The organism is Ruegeria profundi (genome assembly GCF_020171505.1).
GTDB lineage: Bacteria > Pseudomonadota > Alphaproteobacteria > Rhodobacterales > Rhodobacteraceae > Ruegeria > Ruegeria profundi.
Genome location: NZ_JAIUZS010000007.1, coordinates 207665 through 232099, shown reverse-complemented (window position 1 = coordinate 232099; position 24435 = coordinate 207665). Strand labels below are relative to the sequence as shown.

The 24435-nt window shown below is 57.1% G+C and carries 22 protein-coding genes and 2 tRNA genes; 8 read left to right on the top strand and 16 right to left on the bottom strand.

What is annotated here, in order from left to right; genetic code table 11:
• The first annotated feature begins 132 nt into the window (after window positions 1–132).
• Window positions 133–208, top strand: a tRNA-Val gene (locus LCM21_RS16705).
• Window positions 209–546: 338 nt separating this feature from the next.
• Here LCM21_RS16705 and LCM21_RS16700 read toward each other — a convergent pair.
• Window positions 547–2112, bottom strand: a complete 1566-nt coding sequence (locus LCM21_RS16700; protein WP_224891609.1) for a glycosyltransferase family 2 protein — start codon at window positions 2110–2112, stop codon at window positions 547–549.
• Between the two features lie 496 nt (window positions 2113–2608).
• Between LCM21_RS16700 and LCM21_RS16695 the strand changes: the two genes are divergently transcribed.
• Complete coding sequence (locus tag LCM21_RS16695) at window positions 2609–3607, top strand: LacI family DNA-binding transcriptional regulator (RefSeq protein WP_224891608.1); 999 nt, start codon at window positions 2609–2611, stop codon at window positions 3605–3607.
• Here the strand turns inward: LCM21_RS16695 and LCM21_RS16690 are convergent, their stop codons facing one another.
• Together LCM21_RS16690 and LCM21_RS16685 are read right to left on the bottom strand one after the other, a co-directional pair.
• On the bottom strand, window positions 3608–4741 hold the full coding sequence (locus tag LCM21_RS16690; protein ID WP_224891607.1) for a Gfo/Idh/MocA family protein: 1134 nt from the start codon (window positions 4739–4741) through the stop codon (window positions 3608–3610).
• A 38-nt stretch (window positions 4742–4779) separates the two neighbouring features.
• A complete protein-coding gene (locus tag LCM21_RS16685; RefSeq protein ID WP_224891606.1) occupies window positions 4780–5883 on the bottom strand; it encodes a Gfo/Idh/MocA family protein in 1104 nt (367 codons plus the stop codon).
• A gap of 112 nt (window positions 5884–5995) precedes the next feature.
• Between LCM21_RS16685 and LCM21_RS16680 the strand changes: the two genes are divergently transcribed.
• Genes LCM21_RS16680 through LCM21_RS16670 form a run of 3 tightly spaced genes read left to right on the top strand, consistent with a single transcriptional unit; the run spans window position 5996 to window position 8658 of the window.
• The gene (locus LCM21_RS16680) at window positions 5996–6976 is read left to right on the top strand and encodes a PfkB family carbohydrate kinase (protein ID WP_224891605.1); all 981 of its coding nucleotides are present in this window, start codon (window positions 5996–5998) and stop codon (window positions 6974–6976) included.
• A 9-nt stretch (window positions 6977–6985) separates the two neighbouring features.
• On the top strand, window positions 6986–7822 hold the full coding sequence (locus tag LCM21_RS16675) for a 5-deoxy-glucuronate isomerase (RefSeq protein ID WP_224891604.1): 837 nt from the start codon (window positions 6986–6988) through the stop codon (window positions 7820–7822).
• The gene (locus LCM21_RS16670; RefSeq protein ID WP_224891603.1) at window positions 7819–8658 is read left to right on the top strand and encodes a class II fructose-bisphosphate aldolase; all 840 of its coding nucleotides are present in this window, start codon (window positions 7819–7821) and stop codon (window positions 8656–8658) included. Before LCM21_RS16675 ends, LCM21_RS16670 begins: the two co-directional genes overlap by 4 nt.
• A gap of 4 nt (window positions 8659–8662) precedes the next feature.
• Here the strand turns inward: LCM21_RS16670 and LCM21_RS16665 are convergent, their stop codons facing one another.
• The 10 genes from LCM21_RS16665 to LCM21_RS16620 form a co-directional block, all read right to left on the bottom strand.
• On the bottom strand, window positions 8663–9442 hold the full coding sequence (locus LCM21_RS16665) for a TIM barrel protein (protein WP_068338308.1): 780 nt from the start codon (window positions 9440–9442) through the stop codon (window positions 8663–8665).
• 22 nt (window positions 9443–9464) lie between these two features.
• Window positions 9465–10223 carry an SDR family NAD(P)-dependent oxidoreductase gene (locus LCM21_RS16660; protein ID WP_224891602.1) on the bottom strand — a complete coding sequence of 253 codons (759 nt, stop codon included), beginning with the start codon at window positions 10221–10223 and terminating at the stop codon, window positions 9465–9467.
• Window positions 10220–11026: a 5-deoxy-glucuronate isomerase gene (gene iolB / locus LCM21_RS16655; RefSeq protein ID WP_224891601.1), complete on the bottom strand. Its 807-nt coding sequence runs from the start codon at window positions 11024–11026 to the stop codon at window positions 10220–10222. Before iolB ends, LCM21_RS16660 begins: the two co-directional genes overlap by 4 nt.
• 211 nt (window positions 11027–11237) lie before the next feature.
• Window positions 11238–12140 carry a myo-inosose-2 dehydratase gene (gene iolE, locus LCM21_RS16650; RefSeq protein WP_224891600.1) on the bottom strand — a complete coding sequence of 301 codons (903 nt, stop codon included), beginning with the start codon at window positions 12138–12140 and terminating at the stop codon, window positions 11238–11240.
• Window positions 12137–13969, bottom strand: a complete 1833-nt coding sequence (iolD, locus tag LCM21_RS16645) for a 3D-(3,5/4)-trihydroxycyclohexane-1,2-dione acylhydrolase (decyclizing) (RefSeq protein ID WP_224891599.1) — start codon at window positions 13967–13969, stop codon at window positions 12137–12139. Before iolD ends, iolE begins: the two co-directional genes overlap by 4 nt.
• A gap of 88 nt (window positions 13970–14057) precedes the next feature.
• On the bottom strand, window positions 14058–14876 hold the full coding sequence (locus LCM21_RS16640; RefSeq protein WP_068338300.1) for an ATP-binding cassette domain-containing protein: 819 nt from the start codon (window positions 14874–14876) through the stop codon (window positions 14058–14060).
• 1 nt (window position 14877) lies between these two features.
• A complete protein-coding gene (locus LCM21_RS16635; protein ID WP_224891598.1) occupies window positions 14878–15984 on the bottom strand; it encodes an ABC transporter permease in 1107 nt (368 codons plus the stop codon).
• A gap of 66 nt (window positions 15985–16050) precedes the next feature.
• A complete protein-coding gene (locus LCM21_RS16630) occupies window positions 16051–16971 on the bottom strand; it encodes a sugar ABC transporter substrate-binding protein (RefSeq protein ID WP_224891597.1) in 921 nt (306 codons plus the stop codon).
• Between the two features lie 123 nt (window positions 16972–17094).
• Window positions 17095–18108: an inositol 2-dehydrogenase gene (iolG, locus tag LCM21_RS16625; protein WP_224891596.1), complete on the bottom strand. Its 1014-nt coding sequence runs from the start codon at window positions 18106–18108 to the stop codon at window positions 17095–17097.
• Between the two features lie 252 nt (window positions 18109–18360).
• Complete coding sequence (locus tag LCM21_RS16620; RefSeq protein ID WP_224891595.1) at window positions 18361–19239, bottom strand: LysR family transcriptional regulator; 879 nt, start codon at window positions 19237–19239, stop codon at window positions 18361–18363.
• A 162-nt stretch (window positions 19240–19401) separates the two neighbouring features.
• On the opposite strand from LCM21_RS16620, the gene LCM21_RS16615 reads away from it, so the two are divergent.
• Both LCM21_RS16615 and LCM21_RS16610 read left to right on the top strand, forming a co-directional pair.
• Window positions 19402–20016: a nitroreductase family protein gene (locus LCM21_RS16615; protein WP_224891594.1), complete on the top strand. Its 615-nt coding sequence runs from the start codon at window positions 19402–19404 to the stop codon at window positions 20014–20016.
• A gap of 9 nt (window positions 20017–20025) precedes the next feature.
• Entirely contained in the window at window positions 20026–20994 is a 969-nt protein-coding gene (locus LCM21_RS16610) for a DMT family transporter (protein ID WP_224891593.1), read from the top strand.
• Between the two features lie 28 nt (window positions 20995–21022).
• Here the strand turns inward: LCM21_RS16610 and LCM21_RS16605 are convergent.
• The 3 genes from LCM21_RS16605 to LCM21_RS16595 all read right to left on the bottom strand — a co-directional run bounded on the left by LCM21_RS16605 (window position 21023) and on the right by LCM21_RS16595 (window position 22094).
• Window positions 21023–21100, bottom strand: a tRNA-Arg gene (locus LCM21_RS16605).
• A gap of 217 nt (window positions 21101–21317) precedes the next feature.
• Window positions 21318–21782, bottom strand: a complete 465-nt coding sequence (locus LCM21_RS16600; protein WP_224891592.1) for a GNAT family N-acetyltransferase — start codon at window positions 21780–21782, stop codon at window positions 21318–21320.
• The gene (locus tag LCM21_RS16595; RefSeq protein WP_068338286.1) at window positions 21783–22094 is read right to left on the bottom strand and encodes an ETC complex I subunit; all 312 of its coding nucleotides are present in this window, start codon (window positions 22092–22094) and stop codon (window positions 21783–21785) included.
• A gap of 150 nt (window positions 22095–22244) precedes the next feature.
• Here LCM21_RS16595 and uvrB point away from each other — a divergent pair, with 150 nt between their 5' ends.
• Window positions 22245–24431 carry an excinuclease ABC subunit UvrB gene (uvrB, locus tag LCM21_RS16590; protein ID WP_224891591.1) on the top strand — a complete coding sequence of 729 codons (2187 nt, stop codon included), beginning with the start codon at window positions 22245–22247 and terminating at the stop codon, window positions 24429–24431.
• The last annotated feature ends 4 nt before the right edge of the window (window positions 24432–24435 follow it).

The following is a 24435-nucleotide window of genomic DNA, read 5'->3' as shown; positions in this document are numbered from 1 at the left end:
TAAGGTCGCAAGGAATGAACGCAATTGCTTGAACCCATGACCGGCGAAAGAACACTGATCTGGTATTGAGGTGAAGAAATTGTGCCAGACCCTCTTGCACCCGCGCGCAGGCTTGGCTAAATGCACCCTCACGGGTGATTAGCTCAGTTGGTAGAGCGCTTCGTTTACACCGAAGATGTCGGGAGTTCGAGTCTCTCATCACCCACCATCCTAACCTTCGAAAACTCCAATAATCTCCAGGTAAGCGATTACCCTTCTGTCTGGTACCAGCGGCAAAACTGTATGGTGGGATTGCAACGTCAGTACTTAGACCCTTCCTCAGCATATTCTGGGCTCATAGCTTATCGGCGGTCAATAACTTGAGCGCTAACAAGTGCCGACCTTAGACTAAGGGTAGGTTGTGATCGGGCTTCGGATAACTCCGTTGCCAAAGACCCTTTTCCCAATGCCCATCAAAACGAAGCAGCAATGGAACAACAGAAAACGAACACTGTTTCAGCAGTTTTATTTGCGTCGAAGCAAAAGCCCCATACGTGGCATCGATTTTCACCACAAATCAAAGAACCAAGGCAAAAACTTTGGAAAGTCGCCGATGTCGATCGCTCCGGGTTTGATGTCAAAAACAGCCATTCTTTTGATCCGCTGGGAAGGTTTTACCAACGTTTCTACATCATGGTACCTTTTCCGATTGTAGTAGTCATCAAACAGTATGCGAACGGGTTTTTTCGTCATCGCCAGAACGGTCAGGAAACACGCTTTTCGCATTCGACCGTCAACCAAAACACAGTCTGGAGAAAAACTTTCGTTTTCCGTCCAGACTGACATGGGATACCTCCAGAAGCTTCCAAACTTCCTGTTGTTTACCGGAAACCCCCATTCCCTCGTTTTTCCAATATTTACCCAATGCACTGAGGAGTCTGGGTGCCGTGTTTCTATTTGCTCAATGTGCTCAATAATTGAGTTTGTCCACTCAGAGTCTGACTCGACCGATATGCAGTGCTTGCCGAGCCTGGCTGCCAACAGCGTTGACCCCCCGCTTCCGTATTCCAGAATTGAAGAAGCACTTTTGTACTCTTGCTCAACACAAGCTGCGACTTGCCCGGGGAAAGTAAGAGGAAACTGGGGTGGTGTTGGACTGTGAAACTCATTGAAGCCCCTGTCATACTCCTCCTTCACCTGATCAAGAAGGGGTAACAGGCAACATTCCGCGCTCAGGTCGGATTGGACTTCTCTGGTTTTTTCCTTCCACCTCAGAATGGACGCATCCTTCGCGCTGTTGTGATTCCACTTTTGGTAGTTCTCGGTTGTATGCCGATTATTTGTGCCGGCTTTTCGGTATCCTCGCCCTCGGTTGGACTTTAAGTGAAATGAGTACGGGTCGCGCACCATGTAGTGGTTAATCTGGGCAACCGAGCGGTCTGGCGAAACTCCAATTATGTTCCCTGCCGGAGACTCTCCTTTTATCGGCCACTCGCGGAACCAATTCGAGTAACGCTTGCTTGCGGTCCACTCATCGATTGTAAAGACTTCACCATCAGAAGACGCGAACCGATCGACGCGACTCTTGTCGGGAGCAAGTTCACAAAGATGTAGGTATTTCGAAAAACCTACGGTTTCAGCGCATTTCTTAAAAAATGTCTTGAACTGAGTTGTTTCCAGACCGCTTTCGCAGAGAACATAGTCTTCGGACAAGTACGCGCCTGGAAAACGTTCGTGGTGATTGTCACCAAATATCCTCCAGTTGATAAGCATCCCGATTAAGCCCTTGTTCTCAAGGTACTGGATCAGGTCCTCCAGTCGTCCGTCACCAAGCTTGATATTAAGAAACTCGTCAGCATCAAGGAACATGCCCCAATCGCCGTCCTGCAAAATACCAAGTTGTCGGCTGATGGCGACTGCGTTTTCTTGCGGGGATACACCTTGCGGAACTTCCTGCGCGATGTGTTCAACTCCATCGCATATTGAAAGTTGATCAAGTATTTCGTCGGTGCCATCGGAACAATCGTTGGTCACAACCACGATTCGATCAAAACCGATTGCTCTATGATATGAGACCCATTCAGCTACGAATGGTGCTTCGTTCCGCATAGCGGAAAACAAAACTGAAGCCATGATCTTGCTGCTCGTTATTGAATACTTGTCGAAGACATTTGTACCTGCATGGACGTTTGTAGTCACTGCCACATTTTAGCGAGCGTCTGTTTTAGGCTCTTTTCCTTTGTCCAGATTTCTTGGATGGACGTCTGCTGCGCCTCGGTGTTGGGACCTTGCTAGCCATAGAAGCAACGACTTGACCTCTGCTTCCGTTGTAGTACGTGTCGCACGCAAACCGCTGGGAGTCACCAGAAAAAACCACGGTTTGTAGGTTGGGAAAAGACAGATGCAGCGAAACGGGTGATTGACCCAGCTGGTAGAGCGTTTCGTTTTTCCCTAAGATGTCGGGGGTTGGGATCTTTCATCACATACCATACCTAACCCGCCAAATCCCGTGTATTCAGCCACCTGCACTGCTCATGTTTGCAACCGATTGCAAGCTTTGTGCAAAAGTGCATAGTGTCTAGCGCATGACTTTGCCTATCAGCATTCAACCAACCCGTCGGTATCCGCTATGAGTGTCACCCTGAAAGACGTTGCCGCGCTGGCTGGCGTTTCGCGCTCGGCCGTATCGCGCACCTTTACCGAGGGTGCTTCGGTTTCGGCCAAAACCCGTAGCAAAGTAGAAAAGGCAGCCAAAGAGCTGGGCTATAGCCCCAATGCGCTGGCGTCATCGCTCACCACCGGGCGGACCAAGTTGATCGGGCTGATCTCGAACAACTTTCACAATCCAATCTTTCTTGAGGTTTTCGACCAGTTCACCCGCGCCTTGCAGGACCGCGGGCTACGGCCATTGATCGTGAACCTGACGGACGAGACCGAGCCCGCGAATTCGGTACGCATGCTGCGGCAGTATTCTGTGGACGCCGCCATCGTTGCCACATCGACCCTGCCGCCCAGCTTTGCCAAGGCGTTCCACGATGCCGGCGTTCCCGTGGTGCATACATTTGGGCGCTCGGCCACCTCGCCCGAAGTTCATGTGGTTGGCATCGACAACGAGGAATGCGGGCGTATGGCGGCGCGGGAATTGGTGGCGCGTGGATATCGGCACGTGGGGTATTTAGGTGGTCCACAGGACGCAACATCAGCCATGGACCGGTATCGCGGCTTCATGGAAGAGGTCGAAAAGCACCCCGAGCTCAAGGTATCGCATTCTTTCGCAGGAGCGTACTCGTTTGAGGCCGGACGCGCCGAAATGCTGCGCCTGCTGGCTGACTCACCTGCGGATGGCTATTTCTGCGGCGACGACATCTTGTCTATTGGTGCGCTGTCGGCCCTGCGTGACCACGGGCTTGAGCCGGGCAAGGATATCGGCATCATCGGCCTGAACGACATGGAAATGTCGCGCTGGGAAAGCATTGATCTGACAACCATTCATCAACCGATCAAGCAGATCATCACCGCCTCCGTCGATCTGGTAGAAGAGATGCTCAAAGACCCCGAACGCTATCCCGAGGCGCGGATTTTCCCCTGCCGGGTGATCGAGCGGGGCACGCTGCGGCCCCGCCCCTGACTAACGGAACATCGGTGGGCGCGCGTCTTTCCAGGCGCCGTCTTCCTTGCCTGATGCAACAGCTGCGTGCACAGCGGCGATGGAGCGAAGACCATCTGCTGCGCCGGGCAATCCGTCACGCTTTTCGCCCCGAATTGCATCTGCCAGGTCGCAATAGATATTGGCCACAGCCAAGGGAAAGCCTTCGGGATGGGCTATGGCGACGCGCGACAGGCGCTGAGTGTCCGCGTGCAGCCCGGCTTCGCCTTTTTCGATGATCTGGGTGCGCCCGCCCACAGGGGTATAGATCAACTGGTTGGGTTGTTCCGAAGCCCAGCGCAGGCCTCCGGTTTCGCCAAAGACCTGAATGTCGAAACCGTGTTGCCGGCCGATCGCCACCGAGGACGTCCAAAGACGACCCACCGTGCCGCCCTCCATCCTGAAATTGATCATGGCGTCGTCCTCCAGCTCACGGCTGGAAATGGTCGAGGCCATATCAGCGGACAATGATTTCACCTCGTCATCGCAGATGAAACTGGCCATGTGCAGCGCATGGATACCGCAATCCGCAAACTGGCCGGACACACCCGCCATCGCCGGGTCATAGCGCCAGCGAACACGCGGATTGTCGGCGTCTGTTGCATCGCCGTGATGGCCATGGCTGAAATTCGTCACCACAAGGCGCACCTTGCCGATATCCCCGGCCCGAACCATCGCGCGCGCCTGACGAACCATCGGATACGCAGAATAGCAATAGTTCACCGCGCAGATCTTACCCGAGCTTTCTGCCACGCGGACAATCTCTTGGCCCTCTTCCACCGTCATGGTCATCGGTTTTTCGCACAGCACGTTGAACCCGGCCTCCAGGAACGCTTTGGCAATCTCGAAATGAGTGGAATTCGGGGTGGCGATTGTTACCAGATCAATCTGATCGTCGCGGCCTTTTTCCCCGGCCAACATGTCCCGCCAATCGCCATAGGCACGATCAGCGGCGATGCCCAGGCGTTGCGCATAGTCGCGGCCCACATCTGGGCGATGATCCAGCGCGCCTGCGGCGAATTCGAACAAACCGTCGGCCAGCGCCCCAAGGCGGTGGGCGGGCCCGATCTGACTGCCTTCACCGCCGCCAATCATTCCCCATCTCAGCTTTGCCATGGTTCTTTTCTCTCTTTGGAATTGAAAGGGACCCGAGATCAGAAATCGCGGATGTCTTGCCACTGCCGCCGCCTGGACGAGGCTAATGCCGCGGCCAGCACCCGGTTGACCTCATGCCCGTCGCGGAAGGTGGGCCAGATCGCTTTGCCGGTATGGATCGCCTCAAGGAAATCCTTGGCCTCGATAATGATCTGGTCCTGATAGCCCGTGCCGTGACCCGGACCTTGGCAGAAGGGTTCAAAGTCGGGATGTTCCGGTCCAGTCAGGATCTTGGTGAACCCGCGTTGTGCCTCGGGACCTTCGCGGCGATAAAACCACAGCGCGTTCTGGTCTTCCTGATCGAATCGCAACGCTCCCTTGGTACCTGAAATCTCATAGGCGTAGCCCATTTTGCGCCCGGTCGAGATGCGGCTGACGTAGATAGTTCCCATCGCACCGTTTTCAAAGCGGCACATAATCTGGGCATGATCGTCGTTGGTCACTTTGCCGCCGGGGCGGGTGTCATGGACAGTTTCGACCTCGGCCATAACCCCGGCAATCGGACCCATCAGGGCCAACGCCCCATTGACAATATGAGGGGCGAGATCACCGATTGTGCCGTTTGCCATACCGGTGGTCCGCCATGTGGCCGGGGCGTCAGGATCAGCATAGAAGTCTTCGGTATGCTCGCCCCGAAACCACGTGATGTCACCCAACTCGCCTTCGGCGACAAGCTTCCGCGCGTATTGCGTGGCAGGTGTGCGGACATAGTTGAATCCGACCATGTTCGTGACACCTGCCGCCTCTGCTGCGGCGACCATTGCCCTGCCATCCTCCAGCGATGCACCCAAGGGCTTTTCGCAGAGCACCGGTTTGCCCAGGGACATAGCCGCTTCGGCGATCTGACGATGCGTTTCCTGAGGTGAGGCGATGACGACCGCGTCAATCGCAGGATCGCCCACCAACACTTTCCAATCTTCGGTCGCACGGCGAAACCCGTAGGCCACCCGATACCGTTCGGCGCTTTCAGGAGTTGAGGCGCAGATCATCTCAAGTCGCGGGCGAAGCGCCGTGCTGAACACCGCGCCAACCGCTGACATCGCGACCGCATGAGCCTTACCCATATAGCCGCCACCGACGATTCCAATTCCGATTTCAGGCATCTGCCGCGGCTCCGCACATATTATTTGCAACCGGTTGCAAAATCAGTATCGTGTGAATCGATTCAACGCAAGGTCCAAACTTTGCCGACCCCACTTTGCCGGAGGACAACACTTGAGCGCCCTTATTGACGGCATCAAAGGAAACCGCTTCGCCGTGCTGGGCCGTGCAGGCATGGACCTGTATGCCGACCCCATCGGTGTAAAAAGCGAGGATGCCGATACGTTTCACGCCGACCTGGGCGGGTCATCCGCAAATATCTGCGCAGGTCTGGTCAAACTTGGCGGATACGCGTCGCTGATCACCTCGATATCGGATGACGCCATCGGGCGGTTTTGCCTGAACCGCCTGCATCACTATGGTGTCGACACCTCTTACATCCGCGTTTTGGACGGGGTGTACCGCATGTCACTGGCGGTTTACGAAAGCCGGATCGAAAACTTTCAGAACGTCATCTATCGCAACGGCGCCGTCGATTTTCAGGTCACTGAGGAAGACATGGACAGGGTCGATTACGGGGCATTCTCGGCTGTGATCTCGGCCGGCACGGTTTTTGCCGCCGAACCGTCGCGCAGCGCCACGTTCCGCGCATTCGACAATGCCCGTGCGGTGGGTCTGCCGATCATCTTCGATATCGATTACCGCCCCTACAGCTGGCCCTCGCCCCAAGTGGCCGCAGATGTCCTGTCGCGCGCCGGAGAAGCCAGCGACTTGATCGTCGGTAATGACGAAGAGTTTGGTTTTATGGCTGGCGGACTCGACAAGGGGTTCGCCAAAGCCAAAGAACTGGCTGAAAAACCGGGCCGCGTTGTCATTTACAAAATGGGCGAGAAAGGCGCGATCACGCTGGTGGACGGTCAGGAAATCCGGACCGGCATCTACCCCGTCACCGCTGTTAAACCCAATGGCGCGGGCGACAGTTTTATGGCGGGCCTGCTTGCCTCGATCGCGGATGGGCATTCGTTGAAAGAGGCGGTGATGCGCGGGTCGGCCTGCGCCTCAATCGTGGTCTCACAACCCGGGTGCGCCCCTGCGATGCCAACGGTGCACGAGTTGGACGCATTCCTCGCCGATCATCCCGGCCCAACCACATAGGAGTTTCCCATGCATATCGCGCCCTATGACAACCTAAACAAACCCATCGTCGATGCCGACGACCCAACGGTGCCGCTGAATTATTTCAACATCGTCAAGCTGAAGCGCGGCGAGGCCTTCGAGTACCAGGTGCCGGGCTACGAGACCTGCATCGTGCCCGCCACCGGCAGCGTCGATGTGGATGTCGAGGGCGTGCGCTTTGCCCATCTGGGCAACCGGGGCGAGGATGTCTGGGATGGCGAGCCAGAAGGCGCCTATGTGCCTTCGGGGGCCAAGGCGCAAATGGTCTGCGTCTCGGACACGGCCGAGGTTTTCGTGGCCGGCGCCAAATATGACAAAGTGCTCGATCCGTTCGATGTCCGCAAGCACGACCTTGTGCAATATGGCAGCGATGACACCAAGACCCATCGCAAGATCAAGCATATCCTCGGTCAAAAGCAGCACGACAAGGTCGGCCGTTTGCTGGTGAGCGAACTATTCACGGTTGGCCAGGGCGGCTGGTCCGGCTTCCCCAGCCACAAGCACGACGATGATCGCCTGCCGGATGAAACCCGCCACGACGAAACCTATAACTTCCGCTTCAAACCCAACTGGGGCTCGGGTCTGCAAATGTTGCAGCGTGAAGATAACCTGCCGGGGGATGCTTACCATATCGTCGATGGGTCAACGATCTGCATCGACAAGGGCTATCACCCTTGCTGCGTGCTACCGGGCTATGAAATGTACTACTTCACCATTCTCGGCGGCCTCAGCCAGCGCTCATTAGTGCAATATTTCCAACCGACCCATGCCTATCAGATCGAAACGATCCCCGGCATTAAAGACATGATTGCAAAGTTCAAATGACCCTTGTCACACTGAAAGACGTCCTGACGCCTGCCTATCAGCAAGGCTATGCTGTCGGTGGGCTGGTTACCCTTGGATGGGAAGACATGCGCGCCTATGTGGCCGCTGCCGAGGCTGAAAACGCACCCGTCATTCTGCAAGCAGGTCCAAGCTGCCGTGACCACACCCCGTTGCCTATACTGGGCAAGATGTTTCGTTATCTGGCTGAAAATGCCTCAGTCCCGGTCGTCGCCCATCTGGATCACGGCTATACGTTCGAAGAGTGCAAGATCGCGCTCGACAGCGGGTTTACGTCCCTCATGTTTGACGGATCTCGCAAGCCTTTGCAGCAGAATATCGATGAGACCGCTGCGATAGCCGAAATGGCGCACGCCGCTGAGATTTCATGCGAAGGGGAAATCGGTTTTGTCGGCTATTCCGGGGGCGAAGGGTCTAATGGCACCGATCCAGTCGAAGCCGCTCAATTCTCAAAAGAAACCGGCGTGGATGCGATGGCGATTTCAGTCGGCAACGTCCATTTGCAGCAGAACAAGGAAGGCGGTCTGGATGAAGATCGCATCCGTCAGATCGACGCCATGACCGATGTGCCACTGGTTATCCATGGCGGGTCCGGCGTTCCGGTCGAGCAGCGCAAGCGCCTCGCTCGCGAAACCTCGATCTGCAAGTTCAATATCGGGACCGAGCTGCGTATGGCGTTCGGCAACGCCTTGCGTGACGCCGTCAACCGCGATCCGGAAAGATTTGACCGCGTCTCAATCCTGAAGGAGACCCAAGACCCGGTCGAGGCCGCGGCCCGCACCGTGATCCGGGCGTTCGGGGCACCACCGCAAAAATGAACAGTCAGAGTGTAAACGCATCCCGAAAGGCTGCAAGCGCGGCCTCGGGTTCACCGGAGGCAAACGCCTCCATCGCAACCGGTCCTCGGTATCCCATATCGCTCAGCGCCTGCGCAACACAGGCATAGTTGATTTCACCTGTTCCGGGCTGACACCGGCCCGGGTTGTCGGCAACCTGCACTTCACCGATCCACGGCAGGCACTTTTGACACCAGCGGATCAGGTCGCCCTCTCCGATCTGAGTGTGATACAGGTCCAGGTTGATACGCAATTGTGGGCGGTCGATCACAGAAACCAACGTCAGAACATCATTGGTTGATCCAAAGGGGCAACCCGGGTGATCCAGCATGTTCAAGTTCTCTAAGGTGAAAATGACACCCTCTTCTTCGGCCAGATCGCAGATGCGGTTCAGGGTGTCCTGTGCTTTCAACCACATTGCTCCGGTCACAGTGTCGTGCTGCCAGATCGGAATCCCACCGTCGCCCAATCCAGTCCCATGCAGGTTCAGACGATCCACCCCCAAACGTTTGCCAATCCGGGCCGTTTCCCGAGCGGAACTTAGCAACATACCCGCGCCGTCGTCATCGGCCAGACGGCCCTTGAGATAGCCGTTCATGATCGTGAAGTTCGCGCCAATGCGTTCTAGCTTTTCAAGATCAAGATCCGGCCAGTTCCACAGGCCCACTCCGAACCCCAACTCTGTCAAGCGAGCAACGCGCCACTCCATCGGCTTGTCCAGCCAAAGCATTTCTGCACAGGCCGAGAGTTGAAACGGTAGACGCATACAGCCCCCAAATCTTCGATTTCTAGATTGAGCCACCCTCGACCATGAAATTGCCTGCGCTGCACATCGCGGCATCGTCAGAGGCCAGAAACACCACCATGCGCGCCACATAGACCGGATCGATCGGATCAGGCAGGCACTGGCGATCGATCTGTTTGGCCAAAGCTTCGGGTGTGACCCACAGGTCTTTCTGACGTTTCGTCATGATCCAGCCGGGAACAACGGTATTCACCCGGATACGGTGATCGCCCAGCTCGCGCGCCATGGTGCGGGTCAGTCCGTGAACTGCGGATTTGGCAGTGGCGTAGGCCGGGAACCCGGCGCCCGCCTCCCACCACGAGTTTGATCCCAGGTTGATGATTGAACCGCCGCCGCGTTCAATCATGGCGGGTGCTGTATGCTGGATGGCAAAAAACATGTGGCGGATATTGGTTGCCATCCTTTCGTCCCAATAGTCCGGCGTTACCGTGCGCCAGTCATGTCTGTCGTCATGAGCGGCGTTGTTGACCAGAACATGCGCTGAACCCAGTTCCTTGGTCAGTTGGTCTAATGCCGACCGCAGAGCATCTATGTCGCGCAGGTCGCATTGGGCGAACGCGTGATCGCCGTGAAGATCAGCCAGCAACGTTTGTCCGGCAGTGGCGTTGATGTCCACAAACCCGACCTTTGCCCCCTGCGCAGCAAAGGCACGCACGGTCTTTGCGCCAATGCCACCGGCCCCTCCGGTAATGAAAACGGTTTTTCCCTTCAGGCTGGGGTAAGTCGCAAAGTTTTGGCTCATCCATCACGCTCCATGATCCATTCGACCTCAGGGGCCGCAACAAAGCGCCATTTCCGCAAAGGTCCGGCCATGACGTTCAGGTAGTACATCTCAAACCCGTAGGGTGCGCCGCAAGGGTGATGGCCTTTTGGAACCGTCACAACGTCGCCATCGGACACGGCCATCGTCTCGTCCAATTGTCCATCATCAGTATAGACCCGCTGAATGCCGAACCCATTGGCCGGATTGAGCCGGTGATAATACGTTTCTTCCAGATAGGTAATCCTGGGGAAGTCGTCTTCGTCATGACGGTGACTGGGATAGGACGACCAATGCCCGTTTGGCGTGAATACTTCGGTTACCAGCAGGCTGTCGGCATAGTCTTCCGCTTCCATCGCGATGTTGTTGATGTAGCGTGTGTTCACACCCTTGCCGCGTTCGGTCAGCGTGATCCCCTCGGGGCCGATGCGACGCGCCTTGTGCCCACCTTTGCCGGGGGCGGAACAGACAGCAAGGACGCAATCGGTTTCGGCAACTGCACGCCACTCAGTTCCATTTGGCAGATAAAGGCAATGGGGCGCCGTCTTTTCAAAAACCTTCATCCGATCGCCCAGAATGCCCCAATCCTGCCCAGCGCCAGTGATCTGCGCCTTGCCCTCGACCATGACCAAGATAACCTCGCGGTCTTCGGTGGCTTCGGCGACTGTGTCACCGGCACGCAGGTGATACAGACCGAACCCGACATAGCGCCACCCAGCATTTGCCGGAGTAATGTCGTGCACCTTGCCGTGGCGACCGGTTGGTTTCTTGAGCAGATCTGCCATGTCTACCTCCGTGGGGCGGTCATATCACCTGCCCGGTTCTTGCTTCAGAACATTTGCTTTGAGCGCGAGGTCGAAAGTTTCTGACCGGTCAAGCGCTTGAGTTCCTTTCGATCACAGGCCGCCCGGTTTAGACCGCGGACATATCCAAGCCTGTGGTTCACCATGACATCGCCCTCTCGTGTTGTTGCCGCGCTGCGCTGACCGGACGGCCTTATCCCGCTGCTATCTGCAACCCGGCCGTTCCGCAGACTTTGACGATGTGGTCATAGCCCATTTTGGAGTAGTCGTAGGGCGGTGCCTTGGCCGGATCCTGTTCGGCTTCGACCACGATCCAGCCGTCATAGTCCATCGCTTTCAGCCCATTCGCAACTGCCTGAAAATCGATGCAACCGTCACTGGGCACGGTAAAAGCACCTGCGATAACTGCATCGAGGAAACTGAGGTTGTTCTCGCGGGCGTCCTGCACAATGGCCGGGCGGATATCCTTGAAATGGACGTGATGGACACGATCACCCCAACGGTTCAGGGTCGCCAGAACATCACCGCCGCCGAACAGCAGGTGGCCAGTGTCAAAGCACAGCTTCACCTCTGGTCCCGAACCCTCCATCAGCCAGTTCACATCATCTTCGCTTTCGATGATAGTGCCCATATGATGATGATAGGCCATTGGCATGCCTTGATCGGCCATCCATTTCGCCAGCTCGGTGATCTTGGCGGCATATGCCAACACGTCGTCTTTCGAAAGTTTCGGCCTGTCATTGACCGGAGTCCCAATCTGCCCCTGAACCGTGTTCGAGCATTCGGCATAAACAATGCACGGGCTGTTCAGGGCCACAAATTGTTCGACCTGTCCGCGCACAGCTTCGCGTTCGGTCGCGAAATCATTGACCAGCGATGCACCGGAACACCAGCCGCCGCACAACGCGATATCGTTTCCCTCAAGATAGGCGCGCAGCCCTTCGGTATCGCTGGGCATCCGCTGGCCGCGCTCAACACCGGTATAGCCGATCTCGCGCGCTTCTTTCAGGGCCTGCTCCATAGTAAAGGCCGCCGTAAGATCCGGCAGGTCATCATTCTGCCATGCGATCGGAGAGATTCCGATTTTCACGCTCATTTCGCGTTTCTTTCCTTGAGCGCGACCTCGTAAGTCGCACGTTTTTCGTTTACTTCGGGGCGGGTGCTGACCTCGGGCACAGCCACTTCCCACCACGTGCCGCCAAATTCGGTGGATGGGTACGGGTCAGTATCGATGACCACAACATAGGGGCCATTGATGTCGCCCCGTTTGGCCATTGCGTCTTCAAATTCGGCGATAGAACTGACTTTGACCGAGGTCGCCCCCATCGCCGCCGCGTGGGCCGCAAAGTCGATTGCCGACGGTGTTTGATGCACTGCGTGATCCAGCAGGTTGTTAAACTCTGCCCCGCCAGTGCCCATCTGCAATCGGTTGATGCACCCAAACCCGCGATTGTCGGTAATGACCACGGTGAACGCGATACCCATCATCGCCGCCGTCGCCATTTCCGAATTCGCCATCATATAGGTGCCGTCACCGGTAAAGCAGATCACGTCACGATTCGGCTGAGCCATCTTGATGCCCATCGCGCCCGCGATCTCGTACCCCATGCAGCTAAAGCCGTATTCCATATGATAAGCCCCGGGCCGCGGCGCTTTCCATAGCTTGTGAAGCTCACCGGGCATCGTACCCGCCGCGCACATCACAACCGTATCGTTATTCGAGGCCCGCTGAACCGCGCCTACCACCTGCATGTCGGTTGGTAGCGCGTTGCCCTCGCCGGGTGCGTCGGTCAGTCTGTCGACCTTGCCGAACCAATCGGCCTTCAGGGTGTCGGCAACGGACTGTGCGCGATAGCCCTTCAGACCTGCACTCAATTCCTCAAGCCCCACACGCGCGTCGGATTGCAGCGGCATGGCACCGTGTTTTTCGGCATCGTAGGCGGACGTATTCAGGCAGATCATCTCGCGAACTGGGTTCGAAAACAGGCCCCATGAGCCGGTTGTAAAATCTTGCAATCGTGTGCCCACAGCCAACACCAGATCAGCCTCGGTGCTGACGGTGTTGGCGGGTTCTCCTCCGGTCACACCAATGGGGCCAAGGTTCAACGGATGGTCCCAGGCCAGCGACGACTTACCTGCCTGTGTCTCGGTTATCGGAATGTTGTGCGTTTCGGCAAAGCTTTGCAGCGCATCAGTGGCCCCCGAGTAATGCACTCCGCCCCCCGCCACGATCACGGGGCGCTTGGCTGCCTTGATCGCGGCGACCGCCCGGGCCAGCTCGGCCTCATCCGGGCGGATACGGCGCTGATACCAGACGCGCGGCTCAAAAAAGCTTTCGGGATAATCATAGGCTTCGGCCTGTACGTCCTGACAGAAGGCCAGCGTCACCGGGCCACAATCGGCCGGGTCGGTCATCGTGCGGAAGGCACGCGGCAACGCGGTCAGCAAATGCTCGGGCCGCGAGATACGGTCAAAATACCGGCTGACCGGACGGAAACAGTCGTTTGCGCTGACGGTTCCATCGGTGAAATCCTCGGTCTGCTGCAACACCGGATCGGGTCCACGTGAGGCGAATACATCACCGGGCAAAAGCAGGACAGGCAGACGGTTCACATGGGCCAGCGCGGCAGCGGTAACCATATTGGTGGCACCCGGTCCTATCGACGAGGTCACGGCCATCGCGCGGGTGCGCCGCATCTGCTTGGCATAAGCAATCGCGCAATGCGCCATGGTCTGTTCATTGTGACCGCGGTAAGTGGGCAGGCTGTCTTTTACGGCGTGCAGCGCTTCACCCAACCCGGCCACATTGCCATGACCAAAGATGGCCCAGACGCCTGCGATAAACGGCTCTCCGGCTTCGTTCATCTGCGCACCCAGATAGCGCACCAAAGCCTGCGCTGCGGTCAGTCGGACTGTCTTGCCCATTGTGATCCCTTTCAACACAAGGCCGTTCTGGCCATTCTTGTGATTTTAGTCATTTTTGAACCGAAGAACGGAAAAGGTAGAAACGGAGTTAAACCGTTCCGCCCAGAGACCCTTCCAATTCGGCCATTTCCTGACCGCCTGCCATGAGGTCCTGTAGTTGTTCGGGCGTGATTTCGCCTCGTTTCGCGGTGCCCAAGGTCTTGCCCCTGTTCAAAACAGTGAAACGATCCCCAACCGCCAAGGCGTGCCGTACGTTGTGGCTGATGAAAACAACACCAACGCCCTGACTGCGCACCTTGTCGATGGTTGCCAGAACGTTCGAGGTCTGACGTACCCCAAGGGCCGAAGTCGGTTCATCGAGGATCAGAATCTTGGCACCGAAATACACCGCGCGGGCGATGGCGACCGTCTGACGCTCGCCACCTGATAAGGTGCCGACAGCCTGGTCCGGTCCCCGCAGGTTGATGCCCATGTTCCGCATCTCTTCCATGCAAACCTCATTGGCGGTGTCCACGTCAAAGCGCTTCAACAGCCCCTTTCCCTTGGTCGGCTCGCGACCCATGAAGAAATTGCGCGTCACACTCATCAGCGGGATCATGGCAAGATCCTGGAACACGGTTGCAATGCCCGCCTCCATCGCGTCGCGCGGAGTGTCGAAGTGCAGCGGTTTGCCTTCGAAAAAGATCTCGCCCTTGGTGGGTTTGTGAACCCCTGACATGGTCTTGATGAAGGTCGATTTGCCCGCACCATTGTCGCCCAGCAGGCAATGGCACTCGCCCGGTTTTACGTCAAAGCTGACACCCGCCAGTGCGATGATATTGCCAAAGTGCTTTTCGATGTTTTTCATTTCAACGATGGGGGCTGCGTCGGTCGCATCGCCGTGATGGAACTTGGTATCTTCGGTCATATCAGCGCTCCCCGGTTACGCGCTTACGGATCGCGTTGTTGAACAGAACAGCGATCAGCAGCATCGCACCCAGGAACACCTGGAACCAGTCCTGATCAAAGTCGGTATAGGTCAGGCCGATGACGACCATGCCAAAGATGATCGAGCCAAAGAATGCCCCGATAGCCGAGCCATAGCCGCCGGTCAGCAGACAGCCACCGATCACAGCTGCGATGATCGCTTCGAATTCCTTTTGGAAACCGCGGCGCGCGTCGGTTGACCCCGCGTCCATCACGGTGATGATCGCCACCAATGCGGCGCAGCAAGCCGTTAACATGAACAGCGAGACCTTGACGCGGTTGACCGGCACGCCTGAGTTTGACGCAGCAATCCTGTCGCCACCTGAGGCAAAGATCCAGTTCCCCGCAGGGGTACGCAGCAGAACATAAGTGGCGGCTAGCGCCAGCGCGATAAACCACAGAATTTCGACCGGGATTCCCGGCACTTTCGGCGCACCGCTTTTGAACGTATCGATCAGGCCATTGGCCGCCAGCCAACTGAACAGGCCTCCAAACGCTTCGCCGGCAAAAAACGGTGCCAGCCAGTCATTTTCGGTGGCATCGCGCACTCCACGCAATTGGGTTGAGCCACCGGTTGCCATTTTCAAACCAACCAGAGACAGGCCGCGCAGGATAAAAAGAAACGCCAGCGTCACAATAAATGACGGAAGACCAGATCGGATCACAATGTTGCCGTTGACCGCGCCGACCATGGCCGCAAAAACAAAAGTCATCGGGATGGCAGCCATCAGCGGCAATTGCCAGGTGACCACGCAAACACCGAAGAACAGGCCAGAGAATGCCACCATCGACCCAATCGACAGGTCGAATTCTCCGCCGATCATCAGCAGCGCGGCCCCAATGGCCAGAATACCAAGCTGAGCGGCAGGCGTCATGAAATTCATCACACCGGCGAGGGTAAACATGGACGCATCGGCGGTGATTGCGAAGAAGATGAACACCAGGATTACACCGGCCATTGCGCCGAGTTCGGGGCGTTTCATCAATTTGGTCAGAAACGGTTCGCTCTTGACCCTTTCGTCAGCTGCGACGGGCGCTGATTGGCTCATGCTCTCCTCCCACTTAGGTTGAAACGGCGCAAGCCACGCCGTTTCCATTGTCACAGACCAAAAGGCTTAGCGGATGCCTTGCGCTGACAGGTCAATCACCTGCGCAGCCTTTTCCTGAGTGACCAGGTTTGGACCCGAGGGCACATTGCCGCCGGGCATAAGACCGTACTTGGCGTGCAGCCCCATGAAGTTCACCGCAAGGTAGCCTTGCAGATACTGTTGCTGGTCAATCGCAAAAGCCGCATCGCCATCCGCAATCGACTGCAGGAAGTTTGCTGACAGGTCAAAAGAAGCGACGTTCACCTCGCGGCCCGATCCTTTGACAGCCGCGACAGCAGGCTCACCCGCCGAACTGGCACCCAGCGCCATCACGGTGTCCACGGCCTCGTTCGAAGCCAAAGCTGCGGAGACCTTGGATTCGATTTCCGATGGGTCGTTTGACGTTGGAAGCACCTCAACCTCTCCGCCAAACCCTTCAGCGAAGCCTTCACAACGCAAGTCCAGCGCGACGTTGCCTACTTCGTGGTTGACGCAGATCGCTGTTGTGCCGCCCATCGCGGCCAGCGCCTCGCCAGCGGCCTTGCCAGCATCGAATTCGTCCTGGCCAACATGCAGCAACGCACCCAACTCCTTGGACACGTCAGACCCCGAGTTGATCGAGATCACCGGAATTCCGGCCGCGACCGCGCGTTCAATTGACGGCCCCAGCGCGTCTGCATCCGGGATCGAAACGATAAGTCCATCGGGTTCCTGGTTCACGGCAGCGTCGATCAGCTGCGACATGGCCACCATGTCAAAAGTTTCAGGCGCGCGATATTCCACGTTCACGCCGACATCCTTGCCGGCCTGCTCGACCCCGTTCTTGACGACGTTCCAAAACGCGTCATTTGCCTGACCGTGCGACACAACCACGATTTCCTGCGCGTATGCCGGCGCGGCCAGAGCCAGAGCACCGGCAGCCAGTGCGCCTTTTACGAACTTATTCATTTGGTTTCCTCCCATAAGAACAGTCTGTCTTTTTTGTGGGGCGTCAGCCCCAATCATTCGGACGAACCGAATCTCCTCTGCTCCGGAAGCTGGCGGAGCTTGCCTCAGTTTCCGGATATCCCATCATTTTGCAACCGGTTTCAATATCTCCTCCATGGCAACCGGCCGACCTGATTGCATAGAACGGGTCGCGGCCTCAGCCATGGCAAGGCCGGCTACGCCATCCTCAAGCGTCACGGGCATCGCCGAACCCGCCTGAACGGCCTGCACAAAAGCATCCCATTCTGCGCGATAGGCGGGCATATAGCGTTCTAAGAAAAAGTAGGTTGGCTTCGCTGCCGTGACGCCATCAGCGGTGGATTTTACAACCGCGTGTTCCAGAATATTCTGCGCTTGAAGCAGGCCGCCCGATCCCAACATCTCAATCCGCTGATCATAGCCATACACCGCGCGACGCGAGTTCTTGATTACCGCAATCTGACCGTCGGCGTATGTCATGGTGACAACAGCAGTGTCCACGTCACCAGCGCGCCCGATTTCGGGGTCGACAAGCGACGAACCAACGGCGGAAATCTGTACGGGCAAGCGACCCATAAGATAGTTCGCCATGTCAAAATCATGGATCATCATATCCCTGAACAGCCCGCCGGAGACCTCAATATAACTGACCGGAGGGGGCGCGGGATCGAAAGAGGTGATCGAAAGCATCTCGGGCGTGCCGATCTCACCCTGATCCACGGCGGCTTTCAGCGTCGAAAAGCTGGGATCAAAACGGCGGTTAAATCCCACCATCACCGGCTGATCAGTGTTTGACACTGCCGCTTGACATGCAAGCGCCCGCTCAAGATTCAGGTCAATGGGCTTTTCACACAGAACGGCCTTTCCGGCCCGTGTTGCGGCCTCGATCAGGTCAGAATGTGTGTCTGTCGGCGTCGCAATCAGGACGGCATCAATCGACGGATCGGCAATGATGTCATCAGAGGTACTTACCCAGCCACCCTGTTCGGCAACCAGGCTTTCAGCCGCATCCGAGATCGCATCAGAGACTGCGCAAAGCCGACTTTGAGGATGCGCAGAAATGGTCTGTGCGTGCACCCGGCCAATCCGCCCCGCGCCAAGCAGTCCAATTCTGAGCATGCGATCCTCCTGATTCTTCGATTGAATACACCATGGGTACTTTTGCAACCGGTTGCAAGATTTTTCCTAAGCTGGCTAAACAACATCGCAAAAACCGCGCGGACACAGCAACAAAACCGGAATGAACTGAGGTCAATTGCGGACCCGTTCCGCTAAAGCGTGATTAGCCCTGCGCCATACCCAACGCATGCAAAAGATGCGGTTATTCCGCATCACGTGGTGGCAAGCCAATCGACCAGATTGCGCCTTGGATCACGCACTCATCTCATCGACCAGAAAGTCGAGAAATACCCGAACCTTCGAGACTATAAAGCGCCTTGAGGGGTATACCGCATAGAGCGACGTTTCATTCGGTGTCCAGTCTTGCAAAACCGGGCAAAGCCGTCCTGCGGCAATATCCTGTGCGATATACATTCGGGGAATGACGCTGATGCCGAACCCCGCACACAAAGCGTCGCGGACGGCAAGGCTGGAGGAAACCTTGTAGCGCCCGCTTATGGGCACGCTCGCCGTTCGTTTACCATTGCGAAAGGTCCATTTCGTAGCATGATCTGACAAGCTGAATTGAATGCAATTGTGCTGTGCCAGGTCCTCGGGCTGCTGGGGCCGACCATGCGTTTCCAAATACGATGGAGCCGCGCAAAGCACATGATCCATTGTGGCCAACTTGCGTGCGATAAGGCCCGAATCTTCCAGGTTGTCGCTGCCGCGCAGAGCAATGTCGAAGCCTTCTTCAACAAGGTTCACCCGACGGTCATCAAGCCTCAAATCCAACGAAATCTCAGGATAGCGGAGCAGAAATTTCGGAATTGCGTCCGATAGGCAGACAAGCGTGACTGTCATCGGGGCACTGACGCGCAACAATCCCGTGGGCGTGTTCTGCGCGGCCTGAAGCATGCCGTCTGCTTCCGCGAGGTCGTCGAGTGCCTGCACCACGCGCTCAAAGTAAAGGGTTCCGGCCTCAGTCAGACTCATACGCCGTGTGGTGCGGTTGATGAGGCGGACGGAAAGATGCGCCTCCAACTCGCTTACATTTTTACTGATCGCAGCGGGCGACAAGCCCAACTGCCGGGAAGCCGCTGCAAAGCTGCCAAGCTCAACCACGTTTCGAAAGACGGTCAGTGCGGTCATACGATCCATCGTCATTCACTAACAGTGAATGATGCTTTCACCAAACACTGCATTCTCCACTCGGCGCAACGAGCGTATTTTTGATCATGACGGTGGCGGGGCATTTCAACCGCATACCACACGCCGAACAATCAACACCCGAAGCATTAAGGAGAGTTTTGAATGCAAGCCGCAAGAACCCCTCATCACCCCGTTGAACCTATTTTCCTGTCGCGCTGGTCGCCGCGGTCCTACGACGCCTCTGCAATGCCCGAACAGGACCTTTTGACCATTCTCGAAGCAGGCCGTTGGGCGCCGTCCGCCTATAACGTGCAGCCGTGGCGGTTTCTCTATGCCCATCGGCAAGACGCGCACTGGTCGACCTTCATCTCGCTGCTTGATCCGTTCAATCAGCAATGGGCGGCAGAGGCTTCGGCGCTGGTCTTTCTGGTGTCGGATACCGTGATGCCCGGCGACGAAACCCGGCCTGATGCGGTCTCGCATTATAACAGCTTCGATTCAGGCGCTGCCTGGGCGCAGATCGCGCTTCAGACTACGGCACTTGGATATGCAGCTCATGCGATGGCGGGTCTTGCCTTTGATCGCGCGTCCGAGGTGCTGGAACTGCCGGACCGATTCAAGGTGGAAATCGGGATCGCAATCGGGCGTCAAACCGATGCCAGCCGCCTTCCCGAAGACCTGCAAACTCGTGAGGCCCCCAGCGACCGGATGCCACTGGAACAAATTTCATTTTCGGGCCCATTCCCAAGCCGGTTCAACCCGATAGCAGCGGAGTAGGAGGTTGAAATGCCGACGCAATTGAGTAACCCCGTCTCAAAATCCAGAACCGGCCTTGACCTGCCGGTTCACGGATTGATGCTGGTGGCGACATTTCTGGTCGCCACGTCTTTTCCGGTCGCGTCGGCCATCACCGCCGGTCTCGACAGCGTTGTGCTAACGCTGATCCGGTTTACCCTTGCGACCCTGTTGTTTGCGCCACTTGTTGTCTGGCGCTACGGGCTTGTGCTGCCGACGCTGCGCGATTTGCTGCGGTACGGAGTGCTGAGCCTTTTGATGGTTGCGTTTTTCTGGTGCATGTTCGCCGCGTTGCGCACGACCACACCGCTGAATACAGCGGCGATTTTTGCCTTGCACCCGATCATCACGGCCACCATGGCTGCGATCCTTTTGCGCGAGAAGATGTCGCTTTCGGCGCGCGTGGCCTTACCCATCGGAGCCGTCGGCGCGATCTGGGTCATTTTTCGGGGGGACCCGCACGCTTTCCTCGCGCTTGAAGTCGGCCAGGGTGATTTGGTGTTCCTGGCAGGTACATTCGCGCTCGCGGCATACAGTACACTGGTGAAAGTACTGCACCGAGGTGAGCCGATGGCCCGGATGACCTTTTGGATTCTGGCGACTGGCGCTGTCTGGTTGCTGTTGCTGTCCCTTCCTCGACTGGCCGAGGTGCAATGGTCTTCGATCCCGACGCAGGTATTTACCGGAATCGCTTACCTGTCGGTGTTCACTACGATTGTAACGTTCTTCATACTTCAGTGGAGCACCACACGGATCGGGCCAACGCGTGTGGCGTCTTACACCTTCCTAAACCCGGCCCTTGTTCTGTTTATCGGACTGGCTTTGGGGGAAAACTTGCCGCCAATGGCGACATGGCCCGGTGTTATGCTCGCGATTGTTGCAACACTTGTTCTGCAAGCGAACCTGAAAGCCCGCAGCGATGACGCAAAACCTGTAAGGCACCCAAACCAACAAACCTGAACCTGTCGGGATGAAATGACCAGAGAAGTGGCGAGCCGTGGAGGACTCGAACCCCCGACCTGAGAATTAGAAGTTCCCTGCTCTAATCCAGCTGAGCTAACGGCCCACTCGTATTCGCGCTATATCAGGCAATTGTTATGGATTGTCAACTTGGTGAAGAGCAGGGAAACCTTGGTGATTTGTCACCGTTTGACTTAAGCAATCGATACCGGTGATAAGGTCTTTTTGGAGCGCAGGTTAGCAAAAATACGACCCCGGGTATGTGCAACCAGAACCCCACGGTCTGAAGTCCAAAGCCGATATGGGGCGCTTGATCTTCGATCCTAAAGAGCCAACCGCATAAAAGCGCTGTTCGGATCTTCCTCGTACCCGATGATCGGACCGCAGTAAGCGTAGCCCAATCCTTCATACAGTTTCAGTGCGGCATCGTATTCCGGAAGATGGGCCGCGCCGGTTTCCAGGACCAAGGCTGAAACACCCTCAGATCGCGCTTGATCTGCCAGGTGTTTCATCATCTGCCTTGCCAGACCGCGCCCGCGCATCTGCGTCAGAATATGTACCGACTTTATCTCGGCCGTACCGTCCGGCAGTGCCTTGAGCGCACCGCATCCAACTGGCTGACCATCGTGGTAGATCGCCCAGACCCTAACATCAGGACCGGCCAACGCCAGCGCATCCATCGTGTGATTGCTTTCTGCAGGCCCCGCCGTCTGGCTATGGGCAAAATGGGCCGTGATCACCGGGCGCAACGCGTCAGAGGTCGGGTCAACGCGCCTTATCTCGATCATTCAGTGCGTCCAGGCACCACGCCGGTCAGGAGCAAAGTTTTCGCCATACCCACGGGCGCGCAGGTTTGGTTTGCGCTTGTGCGGCTCGCTGACCTGCACCTCAATCCCGTTATCCTTGGCGTAGTCCAGCGCCTCTTCCTTGGTGTCAAACTTCAGGCGCACTTGGGTTTGCGTGTCACTGGACGAGGTCCACCCCATAAGCGGATCAACCTCACGCGCCGAAGCAGGGGCATATTCCAGAACCCACTTGCGGGTTTTGGCCATCCCCGAGGTCATCGCATTCCTGGCAGGCTTGTAGATCCGTGCGCGCATGTCGCCTCTCCGTACTCACTTGGCTATTGCTGTATATGCGCCAGACACGCGGCGCGGACAAGTCCGCAATTGTCGCAATTTCGATGATTGGAGATGCCCCCTTGAACAAGAACAAAAACAGACCAAAATCAGGCGCGAAAGGAATCCCCTATGGCATACGCTCATTCCGACAAGACCCAGCTGACCGCCGATGACGTTCGCGCCCGCCTGAAGCTGGAAGGCGGCAAGTCATTCGTGATGCACACCGAGTTCAACCCGGCAGGCGATCAGCCGACAGCGATCAAGGAACTGGCCGGCGGTGTTCTGGACGGTGAGCGTGATCAGGTGCTTCTGGGCGCGACCGGGACGGGCAAAACATTCACCATGGCCAAGGTGATAGAGGAAACACAGCGCCCCGCTATCATTCTTGCGCCCAACAAGACACTCGCGGCGCAGTTATACGGCGAATTCAAGGGCTTCTTTCCCGAAAACTCGGTCGAATACTTTGTTTCATACTATGACTATTACCAGCCCGAGGCTTACGTGCCGCGGTCCGACACGTACATAGAAAAAGAATCCCAGATCAACGAACAGATCGACCGGATGCGCCACTCGGCCACCCGCGCGCTGTTGGAACGCGATGACGTGATCATCGTGGCCTCGGTCTCGTGCATCTACGGCATCGGCTCGGTCGAAACCTACGGCGCGATGACGCAGGATCTGAAGGTCGGAAAGGAGTATGACCAGCGACAGGTGATGGCCGATCTGGTCGCGCAGCAATACCGCCGCAACGATCAAGCGTTCCAGCGCGGTTCGTTCCGGGTGCGGGGCGATTCACTGGAAATCTGGCCTGCCCACCTTGAGGATCGCGCGTGGAAGCTGTCCTTCTTCGGCGAAGAATTGGAACAGATCACCGAATTCGACCCGCTGACCGGCGAGAAAACCGACACGATGGAGCAGATCCGCGTCTACGCCAATTCCCACTACGTAACGCCAAAGCCAACGATGCAACAGGCGATCATCGGGATCAAAAAGGAACTGCGCATCCGGCTCGACCAACTGGTCGGCGAGGGCAAACTGCTTGAAGCGCAACGTCTGGAACAACGCACCAATTTCGATCTGGAAATGCTTGAGGCCACCGGCGTATGTAACGGGATCGAGAATTACTCGCGTTATCTGACGGGTCGCGCGCCGGGTGAGCCGCCCCCGACCCTGTTCGAATTCATCCCCGACAACGCCATCGTGTTTGCAGATGAATCCCACGTCAGCGTCCCGCAGATCGGCGGCATGTACCGGGGCGACTATCGGCGTAAATTCACACTGGCCGAACACGGGTTCCGTCTGCCCTCCTGCATGGACAACCGCCCCCTCAAGTTCGAGGAATGGGATGCGATGCGCCCGCAATCCGTCTTCGTCTCGGCCACCCCTGCCGCGTGGGAGCTGGACCAATCCGGCGGTGTTTTCACTGAACAGGTGATCCGACCCACCGGCCTGCTGGACCCCGAGGTTGAAATCCGCCCCGTCTCGATGCAGGTGGACGATCTGCTGGACGAGGTGCGCAGGGTCGCCGCCAATGGCTATCGCACGCTGGTCACGACGCTGACCAAACGCATGGCCGAAGACCTGACCGAATACCTGCACGAACAGGGCATCAAAGTCCGCTACATGCACTCGGACATCGACACGATTGAGCGCATAGAAATCCTGCGCGACCTGCGATTGGGCGCATTTGACGTACTGGTCGGCATTAACCTGTTGCGCGAGGGGCTCGATATCCCCGAATGCGGGCTGGTCGCCATTCTGGACGCGGATAAAGAGGGCTTTTTGCGATCCGAAACCTCGCTGATCCAGACCATCGGCCGTGCCGCGCGCAACGCCGATGGTCGGGTCATCATGTATGCCGATAAGATCACCGGTTCGATGGAGCGCGCGCTGAACGAAACCAACCGCCGCCGCGCCAAGCAGATCGCCTATAACGAGGAACACGGCATCACGCCCGCAACGGTGAAAAAGAATGTCGAGGATGTTCTGGCCGGTCTTTACGAAGGCGACGTGGACATGAACCGCGTCACCGCCACGATCGACAAGCCGATGCACGGAGCGAATCTTGAGGCCCATCTGGACGGGTTGCGCGAACAAATGCGCAAAGCCGCCGAGAACCTTGAGTTCGAAGAGGCCGCCAATATCCGGGATGAAATCAAACGTCTCGAAGCAGTCGACCTCGCCGTCGCCGACGACCCAATGGCGCGTCAATGGGCGGTCGAGAAAGCCTCGGAAGACGCGGTGAAATCACGCGGACGGTCAACGGCTGGGAGGCCGGGGCAGCGGGGTGGGAATGTGAAGCGGAGGAAGCGATAGCACT

Excerpts from the sequence above, each read along its gene's own strand:
- LCM21_RS16615 (WP_224891594.1), top strand. The coding sequence starts at position 19,402 with ATGCAAGCCGCAAGAACCCCTCATCACCCCGTTGAACCTATTTTCCTG.
- LCM21_RS16685 (WP_224891606.1), bottom strand. The coding sequence starts at position 5,883 with ATGCCTGAAATCGGAATTGGAATCGTCGGTGGCGGCTATATGGGTAAG.
- LCM21_RS16700 (WP_224891609.1), bottom strand. The coding sequence starts at position 2,112 with ATGGCTTCAGTTTTGTTTTCCGCTATGCGGAACGAAGCACCATTCGTA.
- LCM21_RS16595 (WP_068338286.1), bottom strand. The coding sequence starts at position 22,094 with ATGCGCGCACGGATCTACAAGCCTGCCAGGAATGCGATGACCTCGGGG.
- LCM21_RS16610 (WP_224891593.1), top strand. The coding sequence starts at position 20,026 with ATGCCGACGCAATTGAGTAACCCCGTCTCAAAATCCAGAACCGGCCTT.
- LCM21_RS16600 (WP_224891592.1), bottom strand. The coding sequence starts at position 21,782 with ATGATCGAGATAAGGCGCGTTGACCCGACCTCTGACGCGTTGCGCCCG.
- iolD (WP_224891599.1), bottom strand. The coding sequence starts at position 13,969 with ATGGGCAAGACAGTCCGACTGACCGCAGCGCAGGCTTTGGTGCGCTAT.
- iolB (WP_224891601.1), bottom strand. The coding sequence starts at position 11,026 with ATGGCAGATCTGCTCAAGAAACCAACCGGTCGCCACGGCAAGGTGCAC.
- LCM21_RS16675 (WP_224891604.1), top strand. The coding sequence starts at position 6,986 with ATGCATATCGCGCCCTATGACAACCTAAACAAACCCATCGTCGATGCC.
- LCM21_RS16670 (WP_224891603.1), top strand. The coding sequence starts at position 7,819 with ATGACCCTTGTCACACTGAAAGACGTCCTGACGCCTGCCTATCAGCAA.
- LCM21_RS16630 (WP_224891597.1), bottom strand. The coding sequence starts at position 16,971 with ATGAATAAGTTCGTAAAAGGCGCACTGGCTGCCGGTGCTCTGGCTCTG.
- uvrB (WP_224891591.1), top strand. The coding sequence starts at position 22,245 with ATGGCATACGCTCATTCCGACAAGACCCAGCTGACCGCCGATGACGTT.
- LCM21_RS16665 (WP_068338308.1), bottom strand. The coding sequence starts at position 9,442 with ATGCGTCTACCGTTTCAACTCTCGGCCTGTGCAGAAATGCTTTGGCTG.
- LCM21_RS16695 (WP_224891608.1), top strand. The coding sequence starts at position 2,609 with ATGAGTGTCACCCTGAAAGACGTTGCCGCGCTGGCTGGCGTTTCGCGC.
- LCM21_RS16635 (WP_224891598.1), bottom strand. The coding sequence starts at position 15,984 with ATGAGCCAATCAGCGCCCGTCGCAGCTGACGAAAGGGTCAAGAGCGAA.
- LCM21_RS16640 (WP_068338300.1), bottom strand. The coding sequence starts at position 14,876 with ATGACCGAAGATACCAAGTTCCATCACGGCGATGCGACCGACGCAGCC.
- LCM21_RS16690 (WP_224891607.1), bottom strand. The coding sequence starts at position 4,741 with ATGGCAAAGCTGAGATGGGGAATGATTGGCGGCGGTGAAGGCAGTCAG.
- iolE (WP_224891600.1), bottom strand. The coding sequence starts at position 12,140 with ATGAGCGTGAAAATCGGAATCTCTCCGATCGCATGGCAGAATGATGAC.
- LCM21_RS16620 (WP_224891595.1), bottom strand. The coding sequence starts at position 19,239 with ATGACCGCACTGACCGTCTTTCGAAACGTGGTTGAGCTTGGCAGCTTT.
- iolG (WP_224891596.1), bottom strand. The coding sequence starts at position 18,108 with ATGCTCAGAATTGGACTGCTTGGCGCGGGGCGGATTGGCCGGGTGCAC.
- LCM21_RS16660 (WP_224891602.1), bottom strand. The coding sequence starts at position 10,223 with ATGAGCCAAAACTTTGCGACTTACCCCAGCCTGAAGGGAAAAACCGTT.